We start from the raw sequence: 23,922 nt of genomic DNA, 5'->3' as shown, positions 1-23,922 counted from the left end.
CGCCGGCGGCCCGATCCACCTCCGTTCCGGACGACCGACCGCCGAACGTCCACCCGCCCGCCGTCGGTACGATGACCGCATGACGACCTCCTCCCCCGCGTGGGGCATCCTCGGAACGGGCGGCATCGCGGCCGCCATGACCCGCGACCTGCAGCTCGACGGCCACACCGTCGCCGCGGTCGGCTCCCGCACCCCGGAGGCGGCCGCGCAGTTCGCCGCCGCGCACGCCGTGCCCCGGTCGCACGGCAGCTATGAGGAGCTCGTCGCCGATCCGGATGTCGACATCGTCTACGTCGCGACGCCGCATCCGCAGCACGCTCCCAACGCCCTGCTCGCGCTCGCGGCCGGGAAACACGTCCTCGTCGAGAAGCCGTTCACGATGAACGAGGCCGAAGCGCAGCAGATCGCCGACGCCGCCCGCGCGGGCGGACTGGTCGCGCTCGAGGCGATGTGGACGCGGTGGCTGCCCCACATGGAGCGCCTGCAGGAGATCATCAGCGACGGCACCCTCGGCGAGCTGCGCTCGGTCGTCGCCCACCACGTCCAGCTCACGAACCCCGACCCGGCCGCCCGGATGCTGAACCCGGCGCTCGGCGGCGGCGCGCTGCTCGACCTCGGCATCTACCCGGTGTCGTTCGCCTGGGATGTGCTGGGCGCACCGAACCAGGTGCTCGCCCTGTCGACACCGACCGCGACCGGCGTCGACCGCCAGACGTCCATCCTGCTCGGCTACGAGAGCGGCGCTCAGGCGGCGCTCACCACCGAGCTGGACGCCGCGGGCGACAACAGCGCCACCGTCATCGGGACGGACGCGCGGGTCGAACTCGCCGCGACCTTCTACGCGCCCACCTCCTTCCGGGTCGTCGACCCGAAGGGCCACGTCATCGAGACGTACGAGTCGCGCATCGACGGGCGCGGGATGCAGTACCAGGCACGCGCCATCGAACGGCTGATCGCGGCAGGCGGCGGAGAGGATGTCCGCCTGCCGCTCTCGCAGTCGGTCGCCATCATGGGCACGCTCGACACCATCCGGGAGCGCATCGGCCTCGTCTACGGCTGAGGCGCGACCCGGCCGCCCACCGCTCTTCCCCGTTCCCGTCGCCCGGCGTTAGAGTGCGCGTGGAGCGCACGGCGATCCGCGGCCCACGGGCCGCTGGCCCGGCGGGAAGGAGCGTCATCGATGACCGATCTCACGGGGAGGCGCGCGCTGGTCACCGGCGGCGCCAGCGGCATCGGGCTCGCCTGCGCCGAGGCGTTCGCGGCCGCGGGCGCACGGGTGACGGTCGCCGACCTGAACGGCGACGCGGCGCGCGAGGTCGCGGCGCGGCTCGGCGGCGACGCCTGGGAGGTGGACCTGTCGAAGACCGGCGAGCTGGCCGTCGCGGCTGCCGACGCGTCGGTGGATGTCGACATCCTCGTGAACAACGCCGGCATCCAGCACGTCCGTCCGATCCCCGAGTTCGAGCCGGAGACGTTCGCCCTGATGCTGCGGATCATGGTGGAGGCGCCGTTCCTCCTCATCCGCGCGGCGCTGCCCGGGATGTACGAGCGGGGATTCGGCCGGATCGTCAACATCTCCAGCGTCCACGGCCTGCGGGCGTCCGAATTCAAGTCGGCGTACGTCACCGCCAAGCACGCCCTGGAGGGGCTCTCGAAGACCACCGCGCTCGAGGGTGGAGCGCACGGCGTCACCTCCAACTGCATCAATCCCGGCTACGTCCGCACCCCGCTCGTCGAGAAGCAGATCGCCGACCAGGCGCGGCTGCACGGCATCCCGGAGGACGAGGTGGTCGAGAAGGTGATGCTGACCGAGGCGTCGATCAAGCGCCTGGTGGAGCCGACCGAGGTGGCGAGTCTGGCGCTCTGGCTCGCCGGTGACGACGCGGGCATGGTCACCGGTGCGAGCTACACGATGGACGGCGGGTGGAGCGCCCGGTGACGACCGCGACGGAATACACGCCGTTCGCGGTCCCGGTCGACGGCGGCGACCTCGCCGGCGGTGTGTGGCATCCGGAGGCCGAGGGGATGCCGATCCTCGCCATCCACGGCATCACGGCCAGTCACCGTGCCTGGCTCCTCGCCGCCGACGCGCTGCCGCACCACCGGTTGATCGCGCCGGACCTGCGCGGGCGCGGCCGCAGCTCCGGGCTCCCGGGCCCGTTCGGGCTCACGCAGCACGCCGACGATCTGGCCAGGGCGCTGGATGCGCTCGCTGTGGACAGGGTCGTCGCCGCCGGTCACTCCATGGGCGGCTTCGTCGCGGTCCGCTTCGCCGAACGCCACCCGGACCGGGTCGAGCGGTTGGTGCTGATCGACGGCGGGTTGCCCGTCCCCGCACCCGAGGGCGTTCCACCCGAAGACCTCCCGGCCGTGATCCTCGGCCCGGCGCTCGAGCGTCTGCGGATGCGGTTCGCGTCGCCGGAGGAGTACGAGGCGTTCTGGCGGCGGCATCCCGCAATCGGTCCGTGGTGGAACGCCGCCATCGCCGACTACGTCGCGTATGACCTCGTCAGCGACGCGCCGGAGCTGCGGTCGAGCGCCGACCCCGACGCCGTGTCCGTGAACGCGCTCGAGCTCGACGGGTCTGCCGGCTACGCCGAGGCGCTGGCCGCCCTCCGCCTCCCGATCGACTTCGTGCGCGCACCGCGCGGCCTCCTCGACGGACCGCCGCTCTACGACCCCACCGTCGTCGACGAGTGGCGGGAGCGCCTGCCCGGGATGCGCATCCACGAGGCTGACGACGTGAACCACTACACGATCCTCATGACCGATGCCGGCCTGCGGCAGGTCCTCCCCGTCCTCGACCCGAAGGAGACACCCCGATGAGTGGAACGCTGCTGCCCGGCATCGACGCCCGCGCCGTCCGCACCTCCCGTTACACCGCCAACGTGCTGGAGCGCCCAGCCGCGGGCGACCCGCTCCGTACCGTGCTGTTCGTGCACGGAAACGTCTCGTCGTCGCTGTTCTGGCAGCCGCTCATGCTGTCGCTGCCGGAGGGCGTGCGCGCGCTCGCGGTCGACCTCCGCGGGTTCGGCGACAGCGAGACCCTCCCGGTGGATGCGACCCGCGGTGTCCGCGACTTCTCCGACGACGTCGCGGCGGTGGCGGACGAGCTCGGTCTCGGCACGGTGCACGTGGTCGGCTGGAGCCTCGGCGGCGGGGTGGTCATGCAGCTGCTGCTCGACCGACCGGACCTCGTCGCGAGCCTGACCCTGGTCTCCCCCGTCTCCCCCTACGGCTTCGGCGGGACGGCCGCCGACGGCAGCCTGCTCAACCCGGACGCGTCGGGCACGGGAGGCGGCGGCGCCAACCCGGATTTCGTCGCACGGCTCGCCGCGGGCGACACCGGCGAGGACGCTCCGACGTCGCCGCGCGCCGTGTACCGCTCCTCCTACGTCGCGCCCGGGTTCGTCTCCGAGTACGAGGACCTCTGGGTGGAGTCGATGCTGTCCACGGCGACCGGCCCCGACAACTACCCCGGCGATGCGAGCGCGTCGGAGCACTGGCCGGGACTCGCGCCGGGCACGCGCGGCATCCTCAACACCCTGGCCCCGACGTACTTCGACACCTCGGGCATCGTGGATGCGCCGGCCAAGCCGCCCATCCTGTGGATCCACGGCGCGGTCGACGCGATCGTCGGCGATGCCTCCTTCTTCGACCTCAACCAGCTGGGCGCCGCAGGCATCATCCCGGGGTGGCCCGGCGACCAGGTCGCTCCGCCCCAGCCGATGCTCGTTCAGACGCGGGCCGTGCTCGACCGCTACGCCGCGGCCGGAGGCACCACGCGCGAGGTCGTGTTCGAGGACTGCGGGCACTCCGCCCACATCGAGAAGCCGGACGAGTTCCGCGCCGAGCTGCTCGCCTGGATCGGCTGAGTACTCACGACTCGACCGCGGCACCGGGGGCCGGCGCGGCGTCGAGCGTGCCGCGGCGGAGTCCGAGGAGCCCCTCGACCGCGTGGGCGAGGACGGGCCCGCGGTCGCCGCCCGCGCCCCAGCGGACCAGGGCCTGCGCGTTGAGGCCGTCGATCATGCCGAGCAGCTGCCACGCGGCCTGCGCCGGGTCGTCGGCGTGGAAGACCCCGGCTGCGACACCGCGCTCGACGACGTCGAGGATGAGCGCCTGCCAGGCGTCCATCTGGTCGCGCACGGCGGCGGCGAGCGCCTCGTTCCGCCGGCCGAGCGCCCAGGCCTCGACCCAGACGAGCGTGACATCGTCGCGGGTACCGTCGAGCAGCGTCCGCAGCAGCGCGGCGAGGCGCGCCGTCGGGTCGACTTCCCGATCGAGGAGGGCACGCACCTCATCCAATTCGGCGGCGACGACCGCGGTGAAGGCGGAGGCGACCAGCTCATCCATCACCGGGTGATAGTGCGCGACCAGGGCGGGAGCGACCCCGGCGCGACCGGCGACGCCGCGCATGGTCACCGCGGTGAGCCCGTCCGTGAGCGCGAGGTCGCGGGCGGCGGCCGAGAGTTCGGCACGACGTTCCGCGGGCGGGCGGCGGGGTGCTCTTGACATGGTCCGCCCAGTATAGGTACGTTCGCCTCAGATATTGATCATTCGATCAACAATCGTCGCCGACCGCGGAGGACACCGATGACCTGGCGCATGCCCGCAGAGACCGCACCGCACGAGCGCACGTGGATGGCGTTCCCGCGCGCCGGCCTGACCCTCGGCGACGACGCCGCATCAGCCGAGGAGGCCTACGCGTCGTGGACCGCCGTCGCCCACGCGGTCGCCGAGTACGAGCCGATCACGATGGTCGTCGACCCCACCGAGCGCGACCGCGCCCGCCGCATGCTCGGCAGCCACGTCGAACAGGTCGAAGCCCCGCTCGACGAGTTCTGGATGCGCGACTTCGGCCCCACCTTCGTGGTCGACGACGAGCGGCCGGGTGTGCTCGGGGCCGTCGACTGGACGTTCAACGGCTGGGGCGACCCCGAGTGGGCCGAGTGGCACAAGTCGGCCGAGATCGCCCGCTTCGTCGCCGAGCGCACCGGCGCCGAGCTGATCAGCTCGCTCCTGGTCAACGAGGGCGGCGGCATCCACGTCGACGGCGAAGGCACCGTGCTGTTGACCGAGACCGTCCAGCTCGACCCGCGGCGCAACCGGTACGCCGACAAGGAGCGGGTGGAGGCCGAGCTCGCCCGCACGATAGGCGCGACGCACGCCGTCTGGCTTCCGCGCGGCCTCACCCGCGATTACGACGACTTCGGGACGAACGGCCACGTCGACATCGTCGCCACCATCCCCTCCCCGGGCCGGCTGCTGCTGCACGCCCAGCGCGACCCGGAGCATCCCGACCACCTGGTGTCACGCGAGCTGCGCGCCCTCCTCTCCGGCACGACGGATGCAGCCGGACGCAGCTGGGACATCATCGACCTGCCCGCCCCCGCTACCCTTCGGGACGAGGAGGGCTTCGTCGATTGGAGCTACGTCAACCACCTCGTCGTCAACGACGGCATCGTGGCGTGCGGTTTCGGCGAGGAGCGCGCGGACGCGGAAGCGACCGAGATCCTCGAGGCCGCGTACCCCGGCCGGCGGGTGACGATGGTCGACTCGCGCCCGATCTTCCAGCGCGGCGGCGGCATCCACTGCATCACCCAGCAGCAGCCCGCCGTGGTCCCGGCAGCGCAGGACGCCCGATGACCTTCGACGTCGTCGAGACGCCCATCGCCGAGCTGCGGCGAGCGCTGGAGGCCGGCGAGACCACGAGCGAGGAGCTGGTCACCGCCTACCTCGCCCGGATCGACGCGTACGACACGGCCGGCCCGCGCCTCAACGCAGTAGTGGTCCGCAACCCGGACGCGCTCACGGAGGCGCGTGCCTCCGAGGCCCGGCGGTCGCGCGGCCAGACCCTCGGGCCGCTCGACGGCATCCCGTACACCGCGAAGGACAGCTACCTGGCGCGCGGGCTCACCGCGGCGGCGGGTTCCCCGGCGTTCGAGCACCTGGTCGCCCAGCGCGACGCGTTCACGATCGAGCGCCTGCGCGCCGGGGGCGCCATCCTCCTCGGCCTCACCAACATGCCGCCGATGGCGAACGGCGGGATGCAGCGCGGCGTCTACGGGCGCGCCGAGTCCCCCTACAACGGCGACTACCTCACCGCCGCGTTCGGCTCCGGTTCGTCGAACGGCTCCGGCACGGCCACCGCAGCCAGCTTCGCGGCGTTCGGCCTCGGCGAGGAGACGTGGTCGTCGGGCCGCGCCCCCGCATCCAACAACGCGCTGTGCGCCTACACGCCGTCGCGCGGCATCATCTCGGTGCGCGGCAACTGGCCCCTGGTGCCGACGATGGATGTGGTGGTGCCGCACACCCGCACCGTGGCGGACCTGCTCGAGGTGCTCGACGTGATCGTGGCCGACGACCCGGAGACCCGCGGGGACTTCTGGCGCGCGCAGCCGTGGGTGCCGATCCCGCGGGCGTCGGAGCTGCGGCCCGCGTCGTATCCCGCCCTCGCCGGGAGCGCCCCGCTCGCCGGACGGCGGTTCGGCGTGCCGCGGATGTACATCAACGCCGACCCGGAGGCGGGCACAGGCGACGGAGGACCGAGCGGCCGCGGTGGCATCGGGGGCGCGACCGGTCAGCGGATCGAGACGCGCCCGTCCGTCATCGCGCTGTGGGAGCGCGCCCGCCGCGACCTGGAGGCGGCCGGCGCGACGGTCGTCGAGGTCGACTTCCCGGCGGTCAGCAACTACGAGGGCGACCGGGCCGGCGCACCCTCCATCGCGACGCGCGGGCTGGTCAGCCCCGAGTTCCTGCGGCGAGAGATCGTCGACCTGTCGGCGTGGGCGTGGGACGACTTCCTCGCCGCCAACGGCGACCCGGCGCTCCGGACTCTCGCCGACGTCGACGGCGAGCGCATCTTCCCTCACCCGGAGGGCGCCCTGCCGGACCGCTACGACGGCTTCGAGGACGACATCGCCGACTACCCCGCCTGGGTGCGCGCGCATCCCGGCACGGCCCTCGCCGACATCCCCGAGCTGGCCGACGGCCTGCGCGGCCTCGAGGAGACCCGGCGCGTCGACCTGGAGGAGTGGATGGACGGGCTCGGTCTCGACGCCGTCGTCTTCCCCGCCGTCGCCGATGTGGGGCCGGCCGACATGGACGTGAACCCGGACTCGGCCGACCTCGGCTGGCGCAACGGCGTCTGGGTCGCGAACGGCAACCTCGTGCCGCGGCACCTCGGCATCCCGACCGTGACCGTGCCGATGGGCACGATGGACGACATCGGGATGCCGGTCGGACTCACCTTCGCCGGCCGCGCCTACGACGATGCCCGGCTGCTCGCCCTCGCCGCGGCGTTCGAGGCGACCGGCGAGCGGCGCACCGAGCCGTCGCGCACACCGCGCCTCGGGTAGCACCCGCCAGCCTCCTCGGGGTCCGTCGCGCGGTGGATGCGGATGGGCCTCGCGGGGGACGCGGCCGCCCGCGCCGCCCGGCGAGGCTGAAGGCATGCATTCCTCGAAGTCCCGACTGTTCGGCGCCGCCCTGTCGGTGGCCGCCGCATCCATCGCCCTCAGCGCCGTCCTCGCCGGCTGCACCTCCGCGCCCACCGGTTCCCTCGCGCAGCCGGCGAGTGCGGGCGGATCGGTGGTCGAAAGCGGCGGCCTCACCGATGACGACGGATACATCGCGGACGGCACGTACCTCCCCCTCGACAGCGACCTCCCCGCCGTCACTCGGCTCGACCCGGACCTCCGCTCCGCACTGGAGGACGCGCAGTCCGCGATGGAGGCCGAGGGCAGCGGGTCCGCCATCACCATCGCCGACGGCTGGCGTTCCGAGCGGTACCAGGAGCACCTGTTCGCGCAGGCGGTGAAGCAATACGGCAGCGAGGAGGAGGCCGAGAAGTGGGTGAAGCGCGGCAGCGACTCCGCCCACGTCCGCGGCGAGGCGGTCGACATCGCCGACGCCGGCGCGATGGACTACCTCAACCGCTTCGGCGCCGAGTGGGGACTCTGCCAGGTCTACGCGAACGAGGCCTGGCACTTCGAGCTGCGCACGGCGCCGGGCGGCACCTGCCCGCCGCAGTCGCCCGACGGTCGCGGCTGAGGCCCCCGGCCGCGGCTGAGCGAGACGCCTCAGCGGGCGATGCCGACGGCGGCGCGCTCGGTGTCCGCCCGGCCCAGGCTCGCCAGCATCGCCGCCGCGAGATCCGCCCGGGACACCGTCATGCCGCGAGGGACGGAACCGCCGATGCGCGTTCGATAGCGACCCGTCGCGGGCCCGTTCGTGAGCATCGGCGGCCGGAATGCCGTCCACACGCTGTCCGAGGCAGCGAGCTCGGCCTCCATCTCGCGCAGGTCGTCGTACACCGGCCGCAGCACGCGACCGATGAGGGGCAGGGCAACGCGTCGGCTGATGAAGCTGTCGTCCGCGGGCGGAGGTGCGACCGGCGCTGCGCTGATGACGACGATGCGGCCGGGGTGGGCGGCGAGGATCGCCCGCGTGGCGGGCGCTGCGACGGGCGCATCCGCGCGGGATCGCGGGCCGATCGCGGACAGCACGGCGTCCGACCCGGCGATCGCGTCCCGGACGGCCGCCGTATCGGAGAGGTCGGGGACGATGACCGGGGTGACTCGCGGGTCGATCTCGGCCGGACGGCGGAGGACGACCGCGACCTCGTCGCCTCGATCCAGCGCTTGCCGGACGAGCTGGCTGCCGGTGCGCCCGCTGGCGCCGAAGACGGTGAGCTTCATGTAGGCATGCTAGATGATAATCACACTGCCGTGCAATCACTCGTTGGTACGATCGAGGGATGTCGTCCTCCGAGACCCCGCGGCCCGAGGCTGTGCCCGCGCTCGAGACCCGGGCCAGCTTCCTCGTGTCACAACTCGGCCTGCAGAGCGCCCAGCGCTTCACCGCGGCTCTCGCCCCGCTCGGCATCACCCCGAACCGGTTCGGGGTGCTCGTGCATCTCGCCCGTCAGGAGGGCCGCACGCAGCAGGAGCTCGCCACCGCCCTCGGCCTGCACCGCAATTCCATGGTCGGGATGATCGACGACCTGGAGGAGCGCGGCCTGGTCGAGCGTCGCCGCCACCCGGACGACCGCCGTGCGTACGCCATCCACCTCACTCCCGCGGCGCACGCCGTACTCGAGGCCGGCGATCGCCTGGCCGACGAGCAGGAGGAGGCGATGCTCGCGCCCCTCGACGCGGGAGAGCGCGCTGCGCTCGTCGCGACCCTCACCCGCCTCGTCGCCGCGGCCGGCTACCGGGCCGGTGTGCACCCCGGTCTTGACGCCCGCCACTGACGTTCCCCACCCCACGATTTGCGCCAAATCGCGGTTATGGGAGCCGCATTACCGCGATTTGGCGCAAATCTCGGTCCCGGGCCCGGGTGAAGCGGCCGATAAGCTGGGTGCGTGTCCAAGGTTCTGAGCAGTCTGCCCGTCGGTGAACGAGTCGGCATCGCGTTCTCGGGAGGTCTCGACACCTCCTGCGCGGTCGCCTGGATGCGCGAGAAAGGCGCCGTGCCCTGCACGTACACCGCCGACATCGGCCAGTACGACGAGCCCGACATCGACGCGGTCCCCGGCCGCGCGAAGGAGTACGGCGCCGAGATCGCCCGGCTCGTCGACGCCAAGCGTGCGCTCGTCGAGGAGGGCCTGATCGCCCTGCAGTGCGGCGCCTTCCACATCCGCTCTGCAGGCAAGACCTACTTCAACACCACCCCGCTCGGTCGCGCGGTGACCGGCGTCATGCTGGTGCGCGCGATGATGGACGACGGGGTCGAGATCTGGGGCGACGGCTCCACCTACAAGGGCAACGACATCGAGCGGTTCTACCGCTACGGCCTCATCGCCAACCCGCGCCTGCGCATCTACAAGCCGTGGCTCGACTCCGCCTTCGTGGAGGAGCTCGGCGGGCGCACCGAGATGAGCGAGTGGCTCGTCGCCCGCGGCTTTCCGTACCGCGACCCGAGCGAGAAGGCCTACTCGACCGACGCGAACATCTGGGGCGCCACCCACGAGGCGAAGCGCCTGGAGGAGCTGGATGCCGGGCTCGACATCGTCGACCCGATCATGGGCGTCGCCGCGTGGCGCGACGACGTCGAGGTCGCCCCCGAGACGGTGTCCGTCCGCTTCGAGGCCGGTCGCCCTGTCGCCATCAACGGCGTCGAGTTCGACGACCCGGTGGCCCTGGTGCTCGAGGCGAACGCGATCGGCGGCCGCCACGGACTCGGTGCATCCGACCAGATCGAGAACCGCATCATCGAGGCCAAGAGCCGCGGAATCTACGAGGCGCCGGGCATGGCTCTGCTGCACATCGCCTACGAGCGGCTGCTCAACGCCATCCACAACGAGGACACGGTGGCGAACTACCACAACGAGGGCCGCCGCCTCGGTCGACTGATGTACGAGGGCCGCTGGCTCGACCCGCAGTCGCTGATGCTGCGCGAGTCGCTGCAGCGCTGGGTCGGCTCCGCCATCACCGGCGAGGTCACCGTGCGCCTGCGTCGCGGCGACGACTACACGATCCTCGACACGACCGGCCCCAACCTCAGCTACCACCCGGAGAAGCTGTCGATGGAGCGCGTCGGCAACTCGGCGTTCGGCCCGGGCGACCGCATCGGCCAGCTGACCATGCGCAACCTCGACATCGCCGATTCCCGTTCGCGGCTCGAGCAGTACGCCGCAGCCGGGCTCATCGGCGGTCCGACGGGCGCTCTGGTCGGCGAGCTGGAGGAGGGCCACGCGCGTTCGATCCTCGAAGGGGTCGAGCCCGTGGATGAGGAGCTTTCGCGCGAGATCGACCTCAGCTCCGAGGGTGCGGCGTTCGACTCCGGCACCGACTGAGGCGAACACCCGCGCGCATCGGGCCGGGCCGCGCTTGCCCGACCGGCCCGAGACATCCGTACGATGAGGGTATGGATGCGCACGCGGCGGAAGCGGAGGAGCACCGCCCCGAGAACTGGCCGCTCGGCCGGCTGCTCGGCGCCGCCTCCCGAGCCGTGGAGCGTGCCTGGGCGGATGCCCTGGAGGAGCGCGGCCTCACCCACGCCGGTCTGATCGTGCTGCATCTGCTCGAGCTCGGCTTCGACTCCCAGTCGGATCTCGCCCGGATGGCGCACGTCGAGCCGCAGACGATGTCGCGCACGGTCGACCGCCTGGAGCGCGAGGGCCTGGTCACCCGCGCCCCCGACCCGGGCGACCGGCGCCGCCACGTCCTCGCGATCACCGAAGCGGGGCGGACGGCGTTCGCGGGCGTCCGCGGGCTCGAGGACGAGGTGTTCCCGGCGGTCGACGACCCGGCGGCGTTCCGCGCGGCCCTGCTGCAGATCGTCACCGCCCGCCCGTGAGCGGCAACCACGTCGTCGCGGTGCTCGTGCTGGAGGGCGCGAAGCCGCTCGACGTCGGCATCCCGGCCCAGGTGTTCTCGAACCGGCCGAGCATGCCGTACGAGGTGCGCGTGTGCGGCCCCACCCCGGGACTCATCACCGGGGGCGACGGCCTCTCGTACCACGTCGCGGAGGGCCTGGAGGCGCTGACGCACGCCGACACCGTCTTCGTGCCCGGCTATCGCACGCCGGCGACCACCGATCCGCCTGCCGCGGTGGTGGATGCCCTGCTCGCCGCCCACCAGCGCGGCGCGCGCCTCGCGGCGATCTCCACCGGAGCCTTCGCCCTCGCGGCGACCGGCCTGCTCGACGGGAAGCGCGCGACGACGCACTGGCACTACACGCGCCAGCTGGCGAAGCGGTATCCGCTGGTGCGGGTGGACGAGAACGTGCTCTTCGTGGACGAGGGCGACATCCTCACCTCCGCCGGCGCGGCCTCCGGCATCGACCTGTGTCTCCATCTGGTGCGGCGCGACCATGGCGTCGGTCTCTCCAACCGGGTCGCCCGCCGCCTCGTCGCCGCGCCGTACCGCAGCGGGGGGCAGGCGCAGTTCGTCCCGCGCAGCGTTCCCGAGCCGCTGGGCGACCTGTTCGCCGAGACCCGTGAGTGGGCGCTCGCGCACCTCGCCGAGCCGCTGACGCTCGAGAGCCTGGCGCGCAACGCCCGCGTCTCCGCCCGCACCTTCTCGCGGCGGTTCGTGGAGGACACCGGCTACACGCCGATGCAGTGGGTCCTCCGCGCCCGCGTCGACCTCGCGCGGGAACTGCTGGAGCGCTCCGACCTGGGCGTCGACCAGATCGCCGCGCAGGTCGGGCTCGGCACGGCGGCGAACCTCCGGATGCATTTCCACCGCATCCTCGGCACCTCGCCGACGGAGTACCGCCGCACGTTCTCGGCCTGAGCTCGCGCCGCTCGCCCCCGGGGGTGGCGGGATCCTTGCGCACGCTGGCGATCACTCTGGCGGAATGCTTGCGCGCACTGTCGTCCCAGCCACTTTCGACGGGATCGCCGACGCCGCAGCATGGATGCGGTCCCACGAAAGGAACAGCATGACCCGCATCGCCATCAACGGTTTCGGCCGCATCGGCCGCAACACCCTCCGCGCGCTCCTCGAGCGCGACTCCGACCTCGAGGTCGTCGCCATCAACGATCTGACGGCGCCCGACACCCTTGCCCACCTCCTGAAGTACGACAGCTCCCTCGGCCGCCTGGGCCGCACCGTCGAGGTCGACGGGGACGCTCTCGTCGTCGACGGCCGCCGCATCCGCGTGCTGGCGGAGCGCGAGCCCGCCGACCTGCCGTGGGGCGAGCTCGGCGTGGATGTCGTGCTCGAGTCCACCGGACGCTTCACCTCCGCAGAGGCCGCCCGGGCACACCTCACTGCCGGCGCGAAGCGCGTGCTGGTCAGCGCGCCGTCCGACGGCGCCGACGTGACGCTGGCCTACGGCGTCAACACCGACGCCTTCGACCCCGCCCAGCACGTCATCGTGTCCAACGCCTCCTGCACCACGAACGCGCTCGCCCCGCTCGCGGCCGTCCTGGACGACCTGGCCGGAATCGAGCACGGCTTCATGACCACCGTCCACGCGTACACGCAGGAGCAGAACCTGCAGGACGGCCCGCACCGCGACCTCCGCCGTGCCCGTGCCGCCGCGGTCAACATCGTGCCGACCACGACCGGCGCCGCGAAGGCGATCGGCCTGGTGCTCCCGCAGCTCGACGGCAAGCTGTCGGGCGACTCCATCCGCGTCCCCGTTCCCGTCGGCTCCATCGTCGAGCTGAACACGACCGTCGAGCGCGACGTCACGCGCGACGAGGTGCTGGCCGCCTACCGTGCGGCTGCCGACGGACCGCTGCGCGGCATCCTCGACTACGCCGACGAGCCCCTCGTCTCCAGCGACATCACCGGCCAGCCGGCGTCGTCGATCTTCGACGCGGCGCTGACCCGCGTCGACGGACGACACGTCAAGGTCGTCGCCTGGTACGACAACGAGTGGGGCTTCTCCAACCGCGTGGTCGACACACTGGAGCTGCTCGCTCGCTAGTTCGCGGGGAGCCTGTTACCTCGGTCGCAGGCTCCCTCGGCGCTGGGGTCGCGGCATCGCTACGCGCTGCCCTCAGCTCCACGAGCGCGGCACCTTCACCATCAGGCTCGACGGGTCGACCCAGGTGCGGAGAGCGGACGCGCGGCCGAACAGGTCGCCGTCGAGATCCACCTCCTGGGGACGGCTGAGCCGCATCACGAACTCGCGGCCCTTGAGGTAGTTCATCGCGCGCACCTCCTTGTCGGCGCCCATCAGCCGCCGGCCGACGGTGGTGCGCCGGAGGACGCCGTTCTCCCAGAAGATCTTGACGGCGATCTGGACCCAGCCGACGAACCCCTCCGGGCGCAGCACGACGATGTCGAACTCCCCGTCGTCCACGGCCGCCTCGGGAAGCAGCAGGATGTTCGCGGGCAGCGACCCGCAGTTGCCGATCAGCACCGTGTGGGCCCGCACGGAGCGCACGCCCTTGTCGTCGAGCCGGTAGCGCAGGCGGAGCTCGTTCTTGTCGCGCAGCACCTTCCCGATCGCCTTCACATAGGCGAGCCAGCCGTGCCGGGCCTTGAGGTCGTCGTCGGTGGCGGCGATCATCTGGGCGTCGATCCCGACGCCGGCCATCACGAGGTAGGAGTGCTTGCGCGTCGGACCGCTCCCGTCGCGCAGCTCGATCACGCCGACATCGATGGACCGGTTCTCTCCGTCGAACGCCGAGTCGAGGGCATGGCCCACGTCGTCGAGCGTGAGGTTCAGGTTCCGCGCGAGCAGGTTGCCCGTGCCGGAGGGCAGCAGCGCCAGCGGCACACCGGTGCCCTGAAGCTTCTCGGCGACCGTGCGGACGGTTCCGTCACCGCCGGCAGCGATGACGACATCCACGTTGCGCTCGAGCGCCTGCTCGGTCTGCCCGGAGCCCGGGTCGTCCTCGGTGGTCTCGATCCAGAGCGTCTCCGCCCAGCCGTGCCGTTCTTCGGCGGCTCGGAGCGCCTCGCGCAGGGCGGGCGCATCCACCTTCACCGGGTTCACGACGATCGCGGCGGTCCTCGTTTGCTCGGGCATTCCCCGACAGTACCGGCGGATGGTCGATGGCGGAAGCGGCCGGAGCCCTCAGCCTTTGCCCTTGCCGCCGTTCTTGCCCGGGCCGCCACCCGGGGCGTCCTTTCCCGGCCCCTTGTCCTTGCCGGGACCCGTCTTGTCGTCCGAGGGGCTGGTCGCCGGCCCCGGATCCTCACTGGGCGTCGTCGTCTCCGGATCCGTCGTCTCCGTCGTCGTAGCAGGAGCGACCGTGGTGGGCGGGGCGGTCACACTGGGAGTCGGGCGCGGCGTCGTGACCGTCTCGGGTTGCGCGGCGGGCGCCATCATCGAACCGAGCGCCAGTGCGGATGCGGTCACGAGGACAGCGGCCGCCGCCACACCGCCGACCAGCAACCCCCGGCGACGACTACGCGACGGTGTCTCGCCGCTGCGATCCGGATCCCTGCGCGCGGACGTCGGGAGGATGCGCGTCGGCGCATCGTGGTCTCCCGCCGCATCGCCGATCGCCGCGGCCGACGTCCCCCCGGGAGCCCCGCCGCCGATCGCAGCCGCCACGGTCGCCGCATCCGGCTCATCCGCCCGCCACCCGGCCAGCTGCGGCGCGAGCTCGCGCGCCATCACCGCCACCTCCCAGGCGGTGGGCCGGATCGACGGTTCGCGGGCCGTCATGGCGCCGAGGAAGCCGCGCCAGTCCTCCGGCAGCGACGAGGGGATGCGCGGGTCGCGCGCCGAGCGGGCGGCCACCGCCTCCACGGGCGTGCCGGGGAACTCCCGGACGCCGGTCAGCGCCTCCAGCACGACGAGGCCGAGCGAGTAGATGTCCGCAGACGGCCCCGGCTCGCCCCCGAAGATCTGCTCCGGGCTCAGGTAGCCCGCGGTGCCGATGACCGTTCCGACGGTCGTGATCCGCTCCGAGCCGATCAGGTGCGCGATGCCGAAGTCGGCGAGCTTCACAACCGGCCGGCCGCCGGGCACGCTCGCGTCGGCCAGCAGGATGTTGCCGGGCTTGAGGTCGCGGTGGACCATTCCCGCCTCGTGGACCACCACGAGCGCTTCCGCGATCCCGACGGCGATCTCGACCGCATCCTCCGGAGGAAGCGGTCCGCGTTCGAGCCGGGAGCGGAGGTCCTCCCCGTCGACCAGCTCCATCACCAGGAAGCTCGGCGTCGTATCCCCGTCCGCTGCCAGGTGCGCGTCGTGCAGCGCCACCAGGTGCGGGTGGCTCAGCCGCGCGAGCATCGTCGCCTCGGTGCGCCGCCGCGCATCGTCGACGGCGGCGCCGGAGGTGAAGACCTTCACGGCGACCTCGCGATCCAGGCGCCTGTCGTGCGCGCGGAAGACCGTCGCCATGCCGCCGCGGCCCAGTCGGTCCTTCAGCTCGTAGCGGTCGAGAAGCACTCTGTCGTCCACTGCGCGAGCATACGCGCAGGATCCGTGGCCGTGAATCCGCCGACAGTCGGGTCCACCCCCGTTGCGCGGATCGGCGTTGCGGGCATGACTGGAGAAGGTGAAGCACGAACCGGAGACGCCGCGGCCGGACACGGCCGTGCTCGAGGCGTTGCAGGTCTACCGTGCGGCCGAGGCGGCAATGCGTCGCCGCACGGGGGCGGCCATGGGGATCGGCGAGAACGATCTGCTCGCCCTCCGGCTCATCCTCGACAACACGTCGGCCGGCCGACCGACCTTCGCCAAGGACATCAGCGCCTACCTCGGCGTCTCGAGCGCATCCACCACCCTGCTCATCGACCGGCTCGTGCGCGACGGATTCGTCGAACGACGGCAGAGCACCGTCGACAAGCGCTCCGTCGAGCTCGTCCCGACGCTGGCCGCGCAGGGCGACACCGGCCCGCTGCTGGCTGCGGCGCAGGAGCAGATCGCCGCCGCGACCGCCGAGCTCAGCCCGGACGAAGCGGAGACCGTCACGCGTTTCCTCACCAAGATGCGCCAGACCGTCGACCGCATCGCCGCGGAACGAGCCGCCGCTAGGCCGAAACGAACGTGAAGTCAAGGGGATTGCTAGGCAATTGAAGCAGTTGTTGTGTGGAGCGCGTCAAGGAAAGGACACTTCTCCATGAACATCCTGCTCATCGTCATCGCCATCATCGCGATCATCCTGCTGCTCACCGGAGGGTTCGTGCAGTCGCTGAACTTCCTCCTCTGGGTGGGAATCATCCTGCTCGTCCTGGCTGTGATCGTCTGGCTCGTGCGACTGCTCACCGGGAGCCGACGGGTCTAGGCCCGGAGGTCACCGGATGAGCCTCGGCGCTGGCATCTTCCTGGTCGTGGTGGGCGCGATCCTCGCGTTCGCAATCAACGTCCAGGTGGCCTGGATCGATCTCCACCTGGTGGGCTACATCCTGATGTTCGCCGGCGTCATCGGCATCATCATCGGGATCGTGCTGCTCACTCGGCGTCGCACCTCCGTCGCCACCACCCGCACGGCCGTCGATCCTGCGACGGGCGAGCGCGTGACGCGCCGGACGGGCGAGTCGGACGACATCGTCTGACACCCTCCCTTCTGGAAACGTGGAAGACCCCGTGCCTCCCGGCACGGGGTCTTCTGTTATGCGGGGGACGCTCACTCCATCGAGTCGAGGATCCCCACCAGGTTGTCGAACGTGGTCAGTGGGTTCAGGATGGCGAAACGCGTGTTCGGCCGGCCCGCGTGCGAACTCGGCGTGACGAACGCGCGCTGCTCCTCCAGCAGCCGGGCGGACCACACGGCGTAGTCCTCCTTTGTCCAGCCGTCGCGCTCGAAGACCACGACCGAGAGCTGGGGCCGTCGCACGAGGCGGAAGCCGTCCCGCTGCTCGATCTCCTCGGCCACTCGCTCGGCCAGCCGGATGGATGCGGTCACCGCATCGCGGTAGGCCGCGGCTCCATGTGACGCCAGCGAGAACCAGAACGGCAGTCCGCGGGCCCGGCGGGTGAGGTGCGCCGCGTAGTCGGAGGGGCTCCACTCCGTGGTCTCGGTCAGCGTGTCGAGGTACTCGGCGTGCTGGGTGTGCGCCCGTCGGCCGGCCTCCGGGTCGCGATAGATCAGTGCGCAGGCGTCGAACGGCGCGAACAGCCACTTGTGCGGGTCGACGATCACCGAGTCAGCGCTCTCCACCCCGGCGAAACGGTGGCGGGCCAGCGGCGAGAGCATCCCCGCGAGTCCATACGCGCCGTCGACGTGCAGCCAGAACGAGAAGTCCGACTTCAGCGCGGCGATCGACGCGATGTCGTCGACGATGCCGAAGTTCGTGGATCCGCCCGTGGCGACGACCGCGAACACCGCGTCGCCGTACTCCTCCAGCGCCGGACGAACCGCATCTCCGCTCAACACGCCGCTCTCCCCCGGCGAGACGGCGACGACGTCGACATCCATCACCCGTGCTGCGGACGAGACCGACGAGTGCGCCTCGGAGCTGCAGACGATCACCCAGCGACCGGCCGGGTTGCCGCGCTCGGTCCGGGCCGCATCCCGCGCCGCCACCAGGGCGGAGAGGTTGCCGAGCGTCCCGCCCTGCACGAAGACACCACCGGCCGTCGCGGGCAGCCCGAACTCGGCCGCCAGCCATGCCAGCACCTGGTTCTCGGCGTACACGGCGCCGGATCCCTCCAGCCACGACCCGCCGTAGACGGCGCTGGCCGAGACGACGAGGTCGAACGCGGTGGCCGCTTTCGTCGGGGCCGTCGGGATGAACGACAGGTAGCTCGGGTGGTCGGTGGTGATGCACGCGGGCGCGAGGACGTGCTCGAAGAGGGCGAGCGCGCGCTCGGCGCCAATGCCGTTCTCGGAGACGGTCTGTCCCGCCAGGCGGCGCAGCTCGTACTCCGGCAGCGGCTTGTCGAGCGGGGTGTCCTCACTGAGGATGCGCCGGCGCGAGTAGTCGAGCACCAGGTCGACCAGTTCACGGGTCTCCGGTGTCACCGCGTGCATGCGGTCGTGCGGCTGAGCGGGCTGCTGAGTCATGGAACCTCCGATCGCCATGCTTTCACAAAGAACCCGCATGAGTTTGGCGCTGAACGCAACTCTCTTGCTCGTTCAGCGCAGCATTCGGATATTTCGAGCGCCCAGCACCAGCCTATCGGGCGGCCTGCTACGGTCGAGCGGGTGAGTGACACTCCCGCCGCCGACATCACCACCGACGCCGCGCTGGTCGCCCGGCTGCTCGCGGAGCAGCATCCCGACCTCGACGGAGAACTCCGGCTGGTGAGCGACGGCTGGGACAACCAGCTGTACCGACTCGGTGACCGTCTCGCGGTCCGCGTCCCGCGCCGGGAGGCCGCCGCGCACCTCATCGAGCACGAGCAGCGCATGCTCCCGGGGATCGCGGAGCGCGTGAGCGTCCGCGTGCCCGTCCCTGTTCGCGTCGGTGTCCCGTCTGCGACATTCCCCTGGCCATGGAGCGTCGTGGAGTGGTTCGACGGCATCGACGGCGCATCCGTCGGCGCCGCGGGCCGTGTCGGTCTGGCCGAGCCGCTGGCACTCTTCCTCGGCGAGCTCGCCGTGCCCGCCTCCGAAGCGCCGCACAACCCGGTGCGCGGGATCCCGCTCGCGGCACGCCGAGATGCGGTCGCCACCCGGCTCCGCTCGCTGTCCGGCCGCATGGAGGTCGCCGACCTCGAACAGGCCTGGCGCGAGGCCCTCGACGCGCCCGCCTGGGACGGGCCTCCCCTGCTGCTCCACGGCGACCTGCATCCCGGCAACCTGCTGCTCGGCCCGGACGGCGATCTGACGGGGGTCGTCGACTTCGGCGACGTCACATCCGGCGACCCGGCCACGGATCTCGCCACCGCGTGGCTCACCTTCGACCGGGACGCGCGGGAGCGGTTCCGCCGTGCACTTCCCGTCACGCCCGACACGGCGACGTGGGCGCGAGCGCGCGGCTGGGCGGTGACGATGGCGTCCGCCCTGGCCATGGCGTCGGACGACAACCCTCGGATGGCGGCGCTGGCCCGGCACGCACTCGCGCAGATCCCGGAGTAACGCCCGGGTTCCGGCCAGCAACGCCCTCTCAGGCGGCGGGCTCCTCGTCGACGGCGAGACCCAGCATCCGCAACTCCTCCTGTGAGCGCCCCGAGAGCTTGCGACCGAGCAGCGGGCGCCGGTCGGCATGCACCTTGAGGCCCTTCGGCCCGCGGGCGAGCGGCTCCTCCCATCCGCGGTACAGCGCAACAACGCGGAAGGTGAACCCGAGCAGGAAGGCGCCCCCGACGCTCAGCCAGTACGGCACGCCCGCCTCCGAGAGCACGATCCAGACGAATCCGGTGCCGACGGCCGTCGCGACGAACCACTCGCCGCGCACGAACTGCTTGGGCGTGACACCGCTGGTTACGTCGATCAGATAGCGGCCCGCGGTCGGTGCGATCACAGCGATCGCGAGTGCGCCCACGATGGGATAGCCGGCTTCCGTCGCCTTCTGCGCTCCGATGATGGCGTACCAGGGTAGCGAGAACGACGTCATGAACTGGAAGAGGCCCTCGCGGAACAGCTGGCCGTGCGCATAGGCGATGAGGTAGCCGACGACACCGGCCGCGACGCTGAAGACCAGGTAGGCCGGGTTGACGAAGGCGGACGGTGTCTCCTGCAGGATCACGTCCCGGATGACCCCGCCCGCGATTCCGCCGATGACGGCCATCAGGATGATGCCGACGAAGGTGTAGTTGCGATAGTGGTCCGGTCGCCGCGCGAGCAGGGCACCGTTCAGAGCGTTCGTCGTCGCCGCGATCAGGTCGATGAGGGTGCCGCCACCGGTGAGCGACCACGTGCCGAAGGTGAGCTCGGTCGGATGCATCGAAAGTCCCCTGCCCGCGACACAGTGCCGCTGCAGACACACGCTAACGAGGCAGGGCGGCGAGCGAGAGACAGCGCCGTTCGCGATCCCGACCGCGCCCTAGATACCCCGCTCGTGGGTGGACCCGACGACCGGCTGGCCGTCCTCATCCACGGCGATCAGACCGGAGGAGCTGGCCGCCGCTGCCGCGAGGCGCTCGATCCAGTCGCGGTCGAGTGTCGGCGGTCGTGAGCCGCTGAACCGGAAACGCAGAGGGATGGAGGGGTCGATCCAGACGGTCGAGCGACCGTCGCCGTTCTCCGCGGTCTCGCGCCAGCTCAGAGCGAACGACTCCTTGCGGCGCAGCTTCGACACGATCACCACTTCGAGGTGCGCGAGGACGCGATCCTCGAACGTGATCATCGTGCTGCTGTCGTAGACCATGTATCCCATCGGGCACCTCCAGCCAACACCGTACGCCAAGACGCACGTTCGTTGGCTCGACGATGTCCGGCGGGATGCGCGGAGGGAAGGTCAGGCCCGGCGGTAGGCCCCGGCGGCCGGGCAGTCGAACGGGTCGCGGGCCGCGAGGCCGACGCGGTTCAGGTACTGGATGACGATGGTGTACGACCGGACGAGCGATGTCTCGGTGTACGGCACCTCGTTCGCCGCGCAGTGCGCGATTGTCAGTTCACGAGCGCGCGCCAGGTGCGGCCGCGGCATGCTCGGGAAGAGGTGGTGCTCGACCTGGTGGTTGAGACCGCCCATGAGGATGTTCATCCACCATCCGCCGCGGATGTTGCGGGAGGTGCGCACCTGCTTGTCGAGGAAGCTGACGCGCGAGCCCTCGGGCAGCTGCGGCATGCCCTTGTGGTTGGGGGCGAAGGACGCCCCCATGTACAGGCCGAACACGGCGAGCTGCACTCCGAGGAACGCGAAGGCGACGCCGACCGGCATCAGCAGGAAGACAGCACTGAGGTAGATGCCGAATCGGATGAAGATGGCGGAGAGCTCACGGCCGCGGCCGGGGACCGGCGCCTTGCCGAAGAGGGTCCGCAGCGACGTGAAGTGGAGGTTGACGCCCTCGAGCAGCAGCAGCGGGAAGAAGAGGTAGCCCTGGCGACGCGTCAGTGCGCGCAGGATGCCCGTGGACCGGGCGGCGTCCGCCTCGGTGAACGAGATCGTGTCACGGGCGATGTCGGGGTCTTTCCCGATGGTGTTCGGGTTGGCGTGGTGACGGGTGTGCTTCGTCATCCACCAGTGGTAGCTCATGCCGACCATCCAGGTGGCGAGGAAGCGCCCGGCGCGGTCGTTGGCGGGGCCGGAGTCGAACACCTGGCGGTGCGAGGCCTCGTGCGCCACGAAGGCGAGCTGGGTGAAGATGATGCCGAGCGCTCCGGCGATCAGGAGGACGAACCACGAGTCGCCCAAGAGGACGATCCCGGCGAAGGCGCCGACGAGCGCGAGGATGAGGACCGCGAAGGTGGTGATGTAGAAGCCCCGGCGGCGCTCGAGGAGACCCTCGCTGCGAACCTCCGAGAGGAGTTCGCTGTACGTGCTCGTGACGGACGGCCGGCCGGAGCGGGGCTTGGTGGTCCGGATCGGACCGAGAAGGGTAGCGGTCACTCTTGACCTCCGCTGTGTCAGACGACTTCCCAGCCGAGGTGTTGGACGTTTCGCCCTAGATTCTCGAAGCATATGCGCCGTTCCTGGGCGCCAGCACCGAGATATGCCCGAAGGGGCTTGGGATCGATGCGGGACCGGCAAACCGGCCCCGCATCGAGGACCGGTCAGACCGGTCGGATGTTGGATGCCTGGAGGCCCTTGGGGCCGCGGGTCACCTCGTACTCGACCTTCTGATTCTCGGCCAGGTTGCGGAACTCGCCCTGCGACGCGATCTCGCTGAAGTGGGCGAAGACGTCGGCCGTGCCGTCATCCGGGGCGATGAACCCGTAGCCCTTCTCCGTGCTGAACCATTTGACGGTACCTGTGGCCATCGTTTCTTCCTTCTTATTTGGTGTTGGGGACCATGACGGTCCCGTTCGCCGCGCAGAGAGCGCGGACGGCTGAGCGCCACGACGGAATGGAGCGGTCGTGACGATTCGTCGGGGAGGGAGTGGCCCTCGCCGGAGAGCTGAACGGCTGATGGAGCCGGACGGAGGGTGAGATACTTTTCCTTTTTCGCGGCCGTGGCCGCGGGTACACATGCGCACACGTCACGAGGAAGGTGCGCTCAATCGACCCGGTGCGAGACGTCGTCGGCTGACCGGGTTCCCGCAAGACTACAGGACATCGGCCTCCAGCGCGCGAATCCCTCGTTTTCACCCTCCAGAGGACTGGATTGTGGACCGAGGACTGATATTCTTGAAAAGTTTCTGATCGACGCCCATGTCTCGGGCGGTATCCGATCGTCATCACATCATCAAGGGGGAATATTGAGCGACCCGACCGTGCCCGCAGACGACCACGACAAGGCTCCGGAGGGCACACCGGCCGCATCCGAGCCGACCACACCCGAGCAGCCGGCCGCACCCGAGCAGCCCGCCGCACCCGAACAGCCCGCCGCACCCGAACAGCCCGCCGCACCCGAGCAGCCCGCCGCACCCGAGCAGCCCGCCGCACCCGAGCAGCCGGCGCCGCCGACCCAGCCGGTCGCTCCCGAGCAGCAGGCCGCCTACGCGACCGCGCCCGGCCAGCACCCCTACCCGGGCGCCCAGCCGAACCCGTACGCGCCGCCGGTCGGCGAGAAGAAGAAGCCGGCCGTCCCGCGGTGGGTCTGGTGGGTCATCGGCGGGGCCGTCGCGTTCGCCGCCGTCGTGATCGTGGCGATCGTTCTCATCGCGAACCTGCTGGGCGGGAGCGGCGCCAAGTCGGTCGCGCAGGACTACCTGAACGACATCGCCAAGGGCAACGCCTCGGCCGCCAACAAGCTGGCGCGGGTCGACTCCTCGGAGGACGAGAACTTCCTGCTCACCAACGCCGTCCTCGGCAAGGCGCAGCACATCACGGCGCCGGTCGTGAGCCGGACACTGACCAGCCGGAGCTCCGACCTCACCCAGGTGAGCGTCACGTACAAGCTCGCGGGCAAGACCTACCGCGGGACCATCGAGCTGGATAAGGACGACAAGGGCTGGTACGTCAGCCGTGGGCTGACCTACCAGCTCCCGTTCGTGTCGTCGAGCATCCCGGGTTACTCGGTGCCGGGCGCGGACCACTCGCTGACGTCGAAGGACTCCGAGGTCGTCGCCTACCCGGGCGTCTACAGCATCGAGGCGCCGAACAAGTACTACGAGCTGGCTGGCTCCCCGAAGCTGACGGTGGCCGCCGACTCGTACCAGGTGAAGGACCTCAAGCTGACCCCGTCGCAGGCCTACCTCGACGAGGTGCAGAAGCAGGTCGACGCCCACTACGCGGAGTGCGCCACCAAGACGTCGTACTACGACGTGGAGGACTGCGGCATCGACCTCAGCTACCCGAGCAACATGGCCGTCTCGAAGTCGACGGTCGCCGTGAAGGTCGACGAGTCGCCGAAGGTCGAGATCAGCGACGACTCCGACTCCTACTACCAGTTCAAGATCGGCCCGGGGAAGTTCTCGGCCGTGATGACCGGCTCGGACTTCAGCGGCAACCCGGCGAGCGAGAACCTCACGGGCGAGGCCGGCTACATCAGCGCCGACATCAAGATCGACGACGACAAGGTCGTGGTCACCTTCAACTGACCGCGAAACGACGAAGGGCCGGGCGT

Annotated in this window: 26 protein-coding genes; 17 read left to right on the top strand and 9 right to left on the bottom strand. The window is 71.0% G+C overall.

Annotation, left to right across the window (positions count from 1 at the left end; genetic code table 11):
- The first annotated feature begins 79 nt into the window (after window positions 1-79).
- The 4 genes from BLR91_RS01375 (at window position 80) to BLR91_RS01360 (ending at window position 3,875) form a co-directional block, all read left to right on the top strand.
- Window positions 80-1,060, top strand: a complete 981-nt coding sequence (locus BLR91_RS01375; protein ID WP_018192265.1) for a Gfo/Idh/MocA family protein — start codon at window positions 80-82, stop codon at window positions 1,058-1,060.
- A 120-nt stretch (window positions 1,061-1,180) separates the two neighbouring features.
- Window positions 1,181-1,939: a 3-hydroxybutyrate dehydrogenase gene (locus BLR91_RS01370; RefSeq protein WP_089877937.1), complete on the top strand. Its 759-nt coding sequence runs from the start codon at window positions 1,181-1,183 to the stop codon at window positions 1,937-1,939.
- On the top strand, window positions 1,936-2,826 hold the full coding sequence (locus BLR91_RS01365; RefSeq protein ID WP_231918783.1) for an alpha/beta hydrolase: 891 nt from the start codon (window positions 1,936-1,938) through the stop codon (window positions 2,824-2,826). The genes BLR91_RS01370 and BLR91_RS01365 overlap by 4 nt, the downstream gene beginning before the upstream one ends.
- On the top strand, window positions 2,823-3,875 hold the full coding sequence (locus BLR91_RS01360; RefSeq protein WP_089877943.1) for an alpha/beta hydrolase: 1,053 nt from the start codon (window positions 2,823-2,825) through the stop codon (window positions 3,873-3,875). The genes BLR91_RS01365 and BLR91_RS01360 overlap by 4 nt, the downstream gene beginning before the upstream one ends.
- A 4-nt stretch (window positions 3,876-3,879) precedes the next feature.
- Here BLR91_RS01360 and BLR91_RS01355 read toward each other — a convergent pair whose 3' ends face one another.
- Window positions 3,880-4,518 (bottom strand): TetR/AcrR family transcriptional regulator, encoded by a 639-nt coding sequence (locus BLR91_RS01355; RefSeq protein WP_089877946.1) that lies wholly within the window; start codon window positions 4,516-4,518, stop codon window positions 3,880-3,882.
- Window positions 4,519-4,596: 78 nt separating this feature from the next.
- Between BLR91_RS01355 and BLR91_RS01350 the strand changes: the two genes are divergently transcribed.
- From BLR91_RS01350 to BLR91_RS01340, 3 genes are all read left to right on the top strand, one after another.
- A complete protein-coding gene (locus tag BLR91_RS01350; protein ID WP_089877949.1) occupies window positions 4,597-5,649 on the top strand; it encodes an agmatine deiminase family protein in 1,053 nt (350 codons plus the stop codon).
- Window positions 5,646-7,361, top strand: coding sequence for an amidase (locus BLR91_RS01345; RefSeq protein ID WP_089877953.1), 1,716 nt, complete (start codon window positions 5,646-5,648; stop codon window positions 7,359-7,361). Before BLR91_RS01350 ends, BLR91_RS01345 begins: the two co-directional genes overlap by 4 nt.
- Window positions 7,362-7,455: 94 nt before the next feature.
- Window positions 7,456-8,055, top strand: coding sequence for a M15 family metallopeptidase (locus tag BLR91_RS01340; RefSeq protein WP_089877956.1), 600 nt, complete (start codon window positions 7,456-7,458; stop codon window positions 8,053-8,055).
- Window positions 8,056-8,084: 29 nt separating this feature from the next.
- On the opposite strand, the gene BLR91_RS01335 is transcribed toward BLR91_RS01340, so the two are convergent.
- Window positions 8,085-8,702 carry an NAD(P)-dependent oxidoreductase gene (locus BLR91_RS01335; protein WP_089877959.1) on the bottom strand — a complete coding sequence of 206 codons (618 nt, stop codon included), beginning with the start codon at window positions 8,700-8,702 and terminating at the stop codon, window positions 8,085-8,087.
- Between the two features lie 59 nt (window positions 8,703-8,761).
- On the opposite strand from BLR91_RS01335, the gene BLR91_RS01330 reads away from it, so the two are divergent.
- The 5 genes from BLR91_RS01330 (at window position 8,762) to gap (ending at window position 13,389) form a co-directional block, all read left to right on the top strand.
- Window positions 8,762-9,256 (top strand): MarR family winged helix-turn-helix transcriptional regulator, encoded by a 495-nt coding sequence (locus BLR91_RS01330; protein ID WP_018192274.1) that lies wholly within the window; start codon window positions 8,762-8,764, stop codon window positions 9,254-9,256.
- Window positions 9,257-9,367: 111 nt separating this feature from the next.
- Window positions 9,368-10,801, top strand: coding sequence for an argininosuccinate synthase (argG, locus tag BLR91_RS01325; protein ID WP_089877962.1), 1,434 nt, complete (start codon window positions 9,368-9,370; stop codon window positions 10,799-10,801).
- Window positions 10,802-10,872: 71 nt separating this feature from the next.
- A complete protein-coding gene (locus BLR91_RS01320) occupies window positions 10,873-11,304 on the top strand; it encodes a MarR family winged helix-turn-helix transcriptional regulator (RefSeq protein ID WP_089877967.1) in 432 nt (143 codons plus the stop codon).
- A complete protein-coding gene (locus BLR91_RS01315; protein WP_089877970.1) occupies window positions 11,301-12,245 on the top strand; it encodes a GlxA family transcriptional regulator in 945 nt (314 codons plus the stop codon). Before BLR91_RS01320 ends, BLR91_RS01315 begins: the two co-directional genes overlap by 4 nt.
- Before the next feature lie 148 nt (window positions 12,246-12,393).
- The gene (gene gap, locus BLR91_RS01310; RefSeq protein ID WP_018192278.1) at window positions 12,394-13,389 is read left to right on the top strand and encodes a type I glyceraldehyde-3-phosphate dehydrogenase; all 996 of its coding nucleotides are present in this window, start codon (window positions 12,394-12,396) and stop codon (window positions 13,387-13,389) included.
- A 72-nt stretch (window positions 13,390-13,461) separates the two neighbouring features.
- On the opposite strand, the gene BLR91_RS01305 is transcribed toward gap, so the two are convergent.
- Together BLR91_RS01305 and BLR91_RS01300 are read right to left on the bottom strand one after the other, a co-directional pair.
- A complete protein-coding gene (locus BLR91_RS01305; RefSeq protein ID WP_442911248.1) occupies window positions 13,462-14,439 on the bottom strand; it encodes a diacylglycerol/lipid kinase family protein in 978 nt (325 codons plus the stop codon).
- A 48-nt stretch (window positions 14,440-14,487) separates the two neighbouring features.
- Window positions 14,488-15,825, bottom strand: coding sequence for a serine/threonine-protein kinase (locus BLR91_RS01300; RefSeq protein WP_231918782.1), 1,338 nt, complete (start codon window positions 15,823-15,825; stop codon window positions 14,488-14,490).
- 97 nt (window positions 15,826-15,922) lie between these two features.
- Between BLR91_RS01300 and BLR91_RS01295 the strand changes: the two genes are divergently transcribed.
- The 3 genes from BLR91_RS01295 (at window position 15,923) to BLR91_RS01290 (ending at window position 16,922) form a co-directional block, all read left to right on the top strand.
- Entirely contained in the window at window positions 15,923-16,417 is a 495-nt protein-coding gene (locus BLR91_RS01295; RefSeq protein ID WP_018192281.1) for a MarR family winged helix-turn-helix transcriptional regulator, read from the top strand.
- Between the two features lie 69 nt (window positions 16,418-16,486).
- Window positions 16,487-16,651 carry a hypothetical protein gene (locus BLR91_RS20100; RefSeq protein WP_018192282.1) on the top strand — a complete coding sequence of 55 codons (165 nt, stop codon included), beginning with the start codon at window positions 16,487-16,489 and terminating at the stop codon, window positions 16,649-16,651.
- 16 nt (window positions 16,652-16,667) lie between these two features.
- Window positions 16,668-16,922 carry a DUF6458 family protein gene (locus BLR91_RS01290; protein WP_018192283.1) on the top strand — a complete coding sequence of 85 codons (255 nt, stop codon included), beginning with the start codon at window positions 16,668-16,670 and terminating at the stop codon, window positions 16,920-16,922.
- Between the two features lie 71 nt (window positions 16,923-16,993).
- Here BLR91_RS01290 and BLR91_RS01285 read toward each other — a convergent pair whose 3' ends face one another.
- Window positions 16,994-18,391 (bottom strand): pyridoxal-dependent decarboxylase, encoded by a 1,398-nt coding sequence (locus BLR91_RS01285; RefSeq protein ID WP_018192284.1) that lies wholly within the window; start codon window positions 18,389-18,391, stop codon window positions 16,994-16,996.
- Between the two features lie 123 nt (window positions 18,392-18,514).
- Between BLR91_RS01285 and BLR91_RS01280 the strand changes: the two genes are divergently transcribed.
- The gene (locus tag BLR91_RS01280; RefSeq protein WP_089877979.1) at window positions 18,515-19,390 is read left to right on the top strand and encodes an aminoglycoside phosphotransferase family protein; all 876 of its coding nucleotides are present in this window, start codon (window positions 18,515-18,517) and stop codon (window positions 19,388-19,390) included.
- A gap of 28 nt (window positions 19,391-19,418) precedes the next feature.
- Here BLR91_RS01280 and BLR91_RS01275 read toward each other — a convergent pair whose 3' ends face one another.
- The 4 genes from BLR91_RS01275 to BLR91_RS01260 form a co-directional block, all read right to left on the bottom strand.
- Window positions 19,419-20,198 carry a TRIC cation channel family protein gene (locus BLR91_RS01275; protein WP_089877982.1) on the bottom strand — a complete coding sequence of 260 codons (780 nt, stop codon included), beginning with the start codon at window positions 20,196-20,198 and terminating at the stop codon, window positions 19,419-19,421.
- A gap of 99 nt (window positions 20,199-20,297) precedes the next feature.
- On the bottom strand, window positions 20,298-20,630 hold the full coding sequence (locus BLR91_RS01270; protein WP_018192287.1) for a DUF7882 family protein: 333 nt from the start codon (window positions 20,628-20,630) through the stop codon (window positions 20,298-20,300).
- Between the two features lie 81 nt (window positions 20,631-20,711).
- Entirely contained in the window at window positions 20,712-21,803 is a 1,092-nt protein-coding gene (locus BLR91_RS01265; protein WP_018192288.1) for a fatty acid desaturase family protein, read from the bottom strand.
- 164 nt (window positions 21,804-21,967) lie between these two features.
- Complete coding sequence (locus BLR91_RS01260; protein ID WP_018192289.1) at window positions 21,968-22,174, bottom strand: cold-shock protein; 207 nt, start codon at window positions 22,172-22,174, stop codon at window positions 21,968-21,970.
- A 438-nt stretch (window positions 22,175-22,612) separates the two neighbouring features.
- On the opposite strand from BLR91_RS01260, the gene BLR91_RS20275 reads away from it, so the two are divergent.
- A complete protein-coding gene (locus tag BLR91_RS20275) occupies window positions 22,613-23,896 on the top strand; it encodes a hypothetical protein (protein ID WP_089877985.1) in 1,284 nt (427 codons plus the stop codon).
- Window positions 23,897-23,922: the final 26 nt, after the last annotated feature.

This window comes from Leifsonia sp. 466MF (assembly GCF_900100265.1).
Taxonomy (GTDB): Bacteria; Actinomycetota; Actinomycetes; order Actinomycetales; family Microbacteriaceae; genus Leifsonia.
This window is presented reverse-complemented; position numbering and strand designations above follow the sequence as displayed.

Bases quoted from the DNA above. Each gene is read 5' to 3' on its own strand.
- BLR91_RS01375 (WP_018192265.1), top strand. From the start codon at position 80: ATGACGACCTCCTCCCCCGCGTGGGGCATCCTCGGAACGGGCGGCATC.
- BLR91_RS01370 (WP_089877937.1), top strand. From the start codon at position 1,181: ATGACCGATCTCACGGGGAGGCGCGCGCTGGTCACCGGCGGCGCCAGC.
- BLR91_RS01360 (WP_089877943.1), top strand. From the start codon at position 2,823: ATGAGTGGAACGCTGCTGCCCGGCATCGACGCCCGCGCCGTCCGCACC.
- BLR91_RS01355 (WP_089877946.1), bottom strand. From the start codon at position 4,518: ATGTCAAGAGCACCCCGCCGCCCGCCCGCGGAACGTCGTGCCGAACTC.
- BLR91_RS01350 (WP_089877949.1), top strand. From the start codon at position 4,597: ATGACCTGGCGCATGCCCGCAGAGACCGCACCGCACGAGCGCACGTGG.
- BLR91_RS01345 (WP_089877953.1), top strand. From the start codon at position 5,646: ATGACCTTCGACGTCGTCGAGACGCCCATCGCCGAGCTGCGGCGAGCG.
- BLR91_RS01340 (WP_089877956.1), top strand. From the start codon at position 7,456: ATGCATTCCTCGAAGTCCCGACTGTTCGGCGCCGCCCTGTCGGTGGCC.
- BLR91_RS01335 (WP_089877959.1), bottom strand. From the start codon at position 8,702: ATGAAGCTCACCGTCTTCGGCGCCAGCGGGCGCACCGGCAGCCAGCTC.
- BLR91_RS01330 (WP_018192274.1), top strand. From the start codon at position 8,762: ATGTCGTCCTCCGAGACCCCGCGGCCCGAGGCTGTGCCCGCGCTCGAG.
- BLR91_RS01320 (WP_089877967.1), top strand. From the start codon at position 10,873: ATGGATGCGCACGCGGCGGAAGCGGAGGAGCACCGCCCCGAGAACTGG.
- gap (WP_018192278.1), top strand. From the start codon at position 12,394: ATGACCCGCATCGCCATCAACGGTTTCGGCCGCATCGGCCGCAACACC.
- BLR91_RS01305 (WP_442911248.1), bottom strand. From the start codon at position 14,439: ATGCCCGAGCAAACGAGGACCGCCGCGATCGTCGTGAACCCGGTGAAG.
- BLR91_RS20100 (WP_018192282.1), top strand. From the start codon at position 16,487: ATGAACATCCTGCTCATCGTCATCGCCATCATCGCGATCATCCTGCTG.
- BLR91_RS01290 (WP_018192283.1), top strand. From the start codon at position 16,668: ATGAGCCTCGGCGCTGGCATCTTCCTGGTCGTGGTGGGCGCGATCCTC.
- BLR91_RS01285 (WP_018192284.1), bottom strand. From the start codon at position 18,391: ATGGCGATCGGAGGTTCCATGACTCAGCAGCCCGCTCAGCCGCACGAC.
- BLR91_RS01275 (WP_089877982.1), bottom strand. From the start codon at position 20,198: ATGCATCCGACCGAGCTCACCTTCGGCACGTGGTCGCTCACCGGTGGC.
- BLR91_RS01270 (WP_018192287.1), bottom strand. From the start codon at position 20,630: ATGGGATACATGGTCTACGACAGCAGCACGATGATCACGTTCGAGGAT.
- BLR91_RS01260 (WP_018192289.1), bottom strand. From the start codon at position 22,174: ATGGCCACAGGTACCGTCAAATGGTTCAGCACGGAGAAGGGCTACGGG.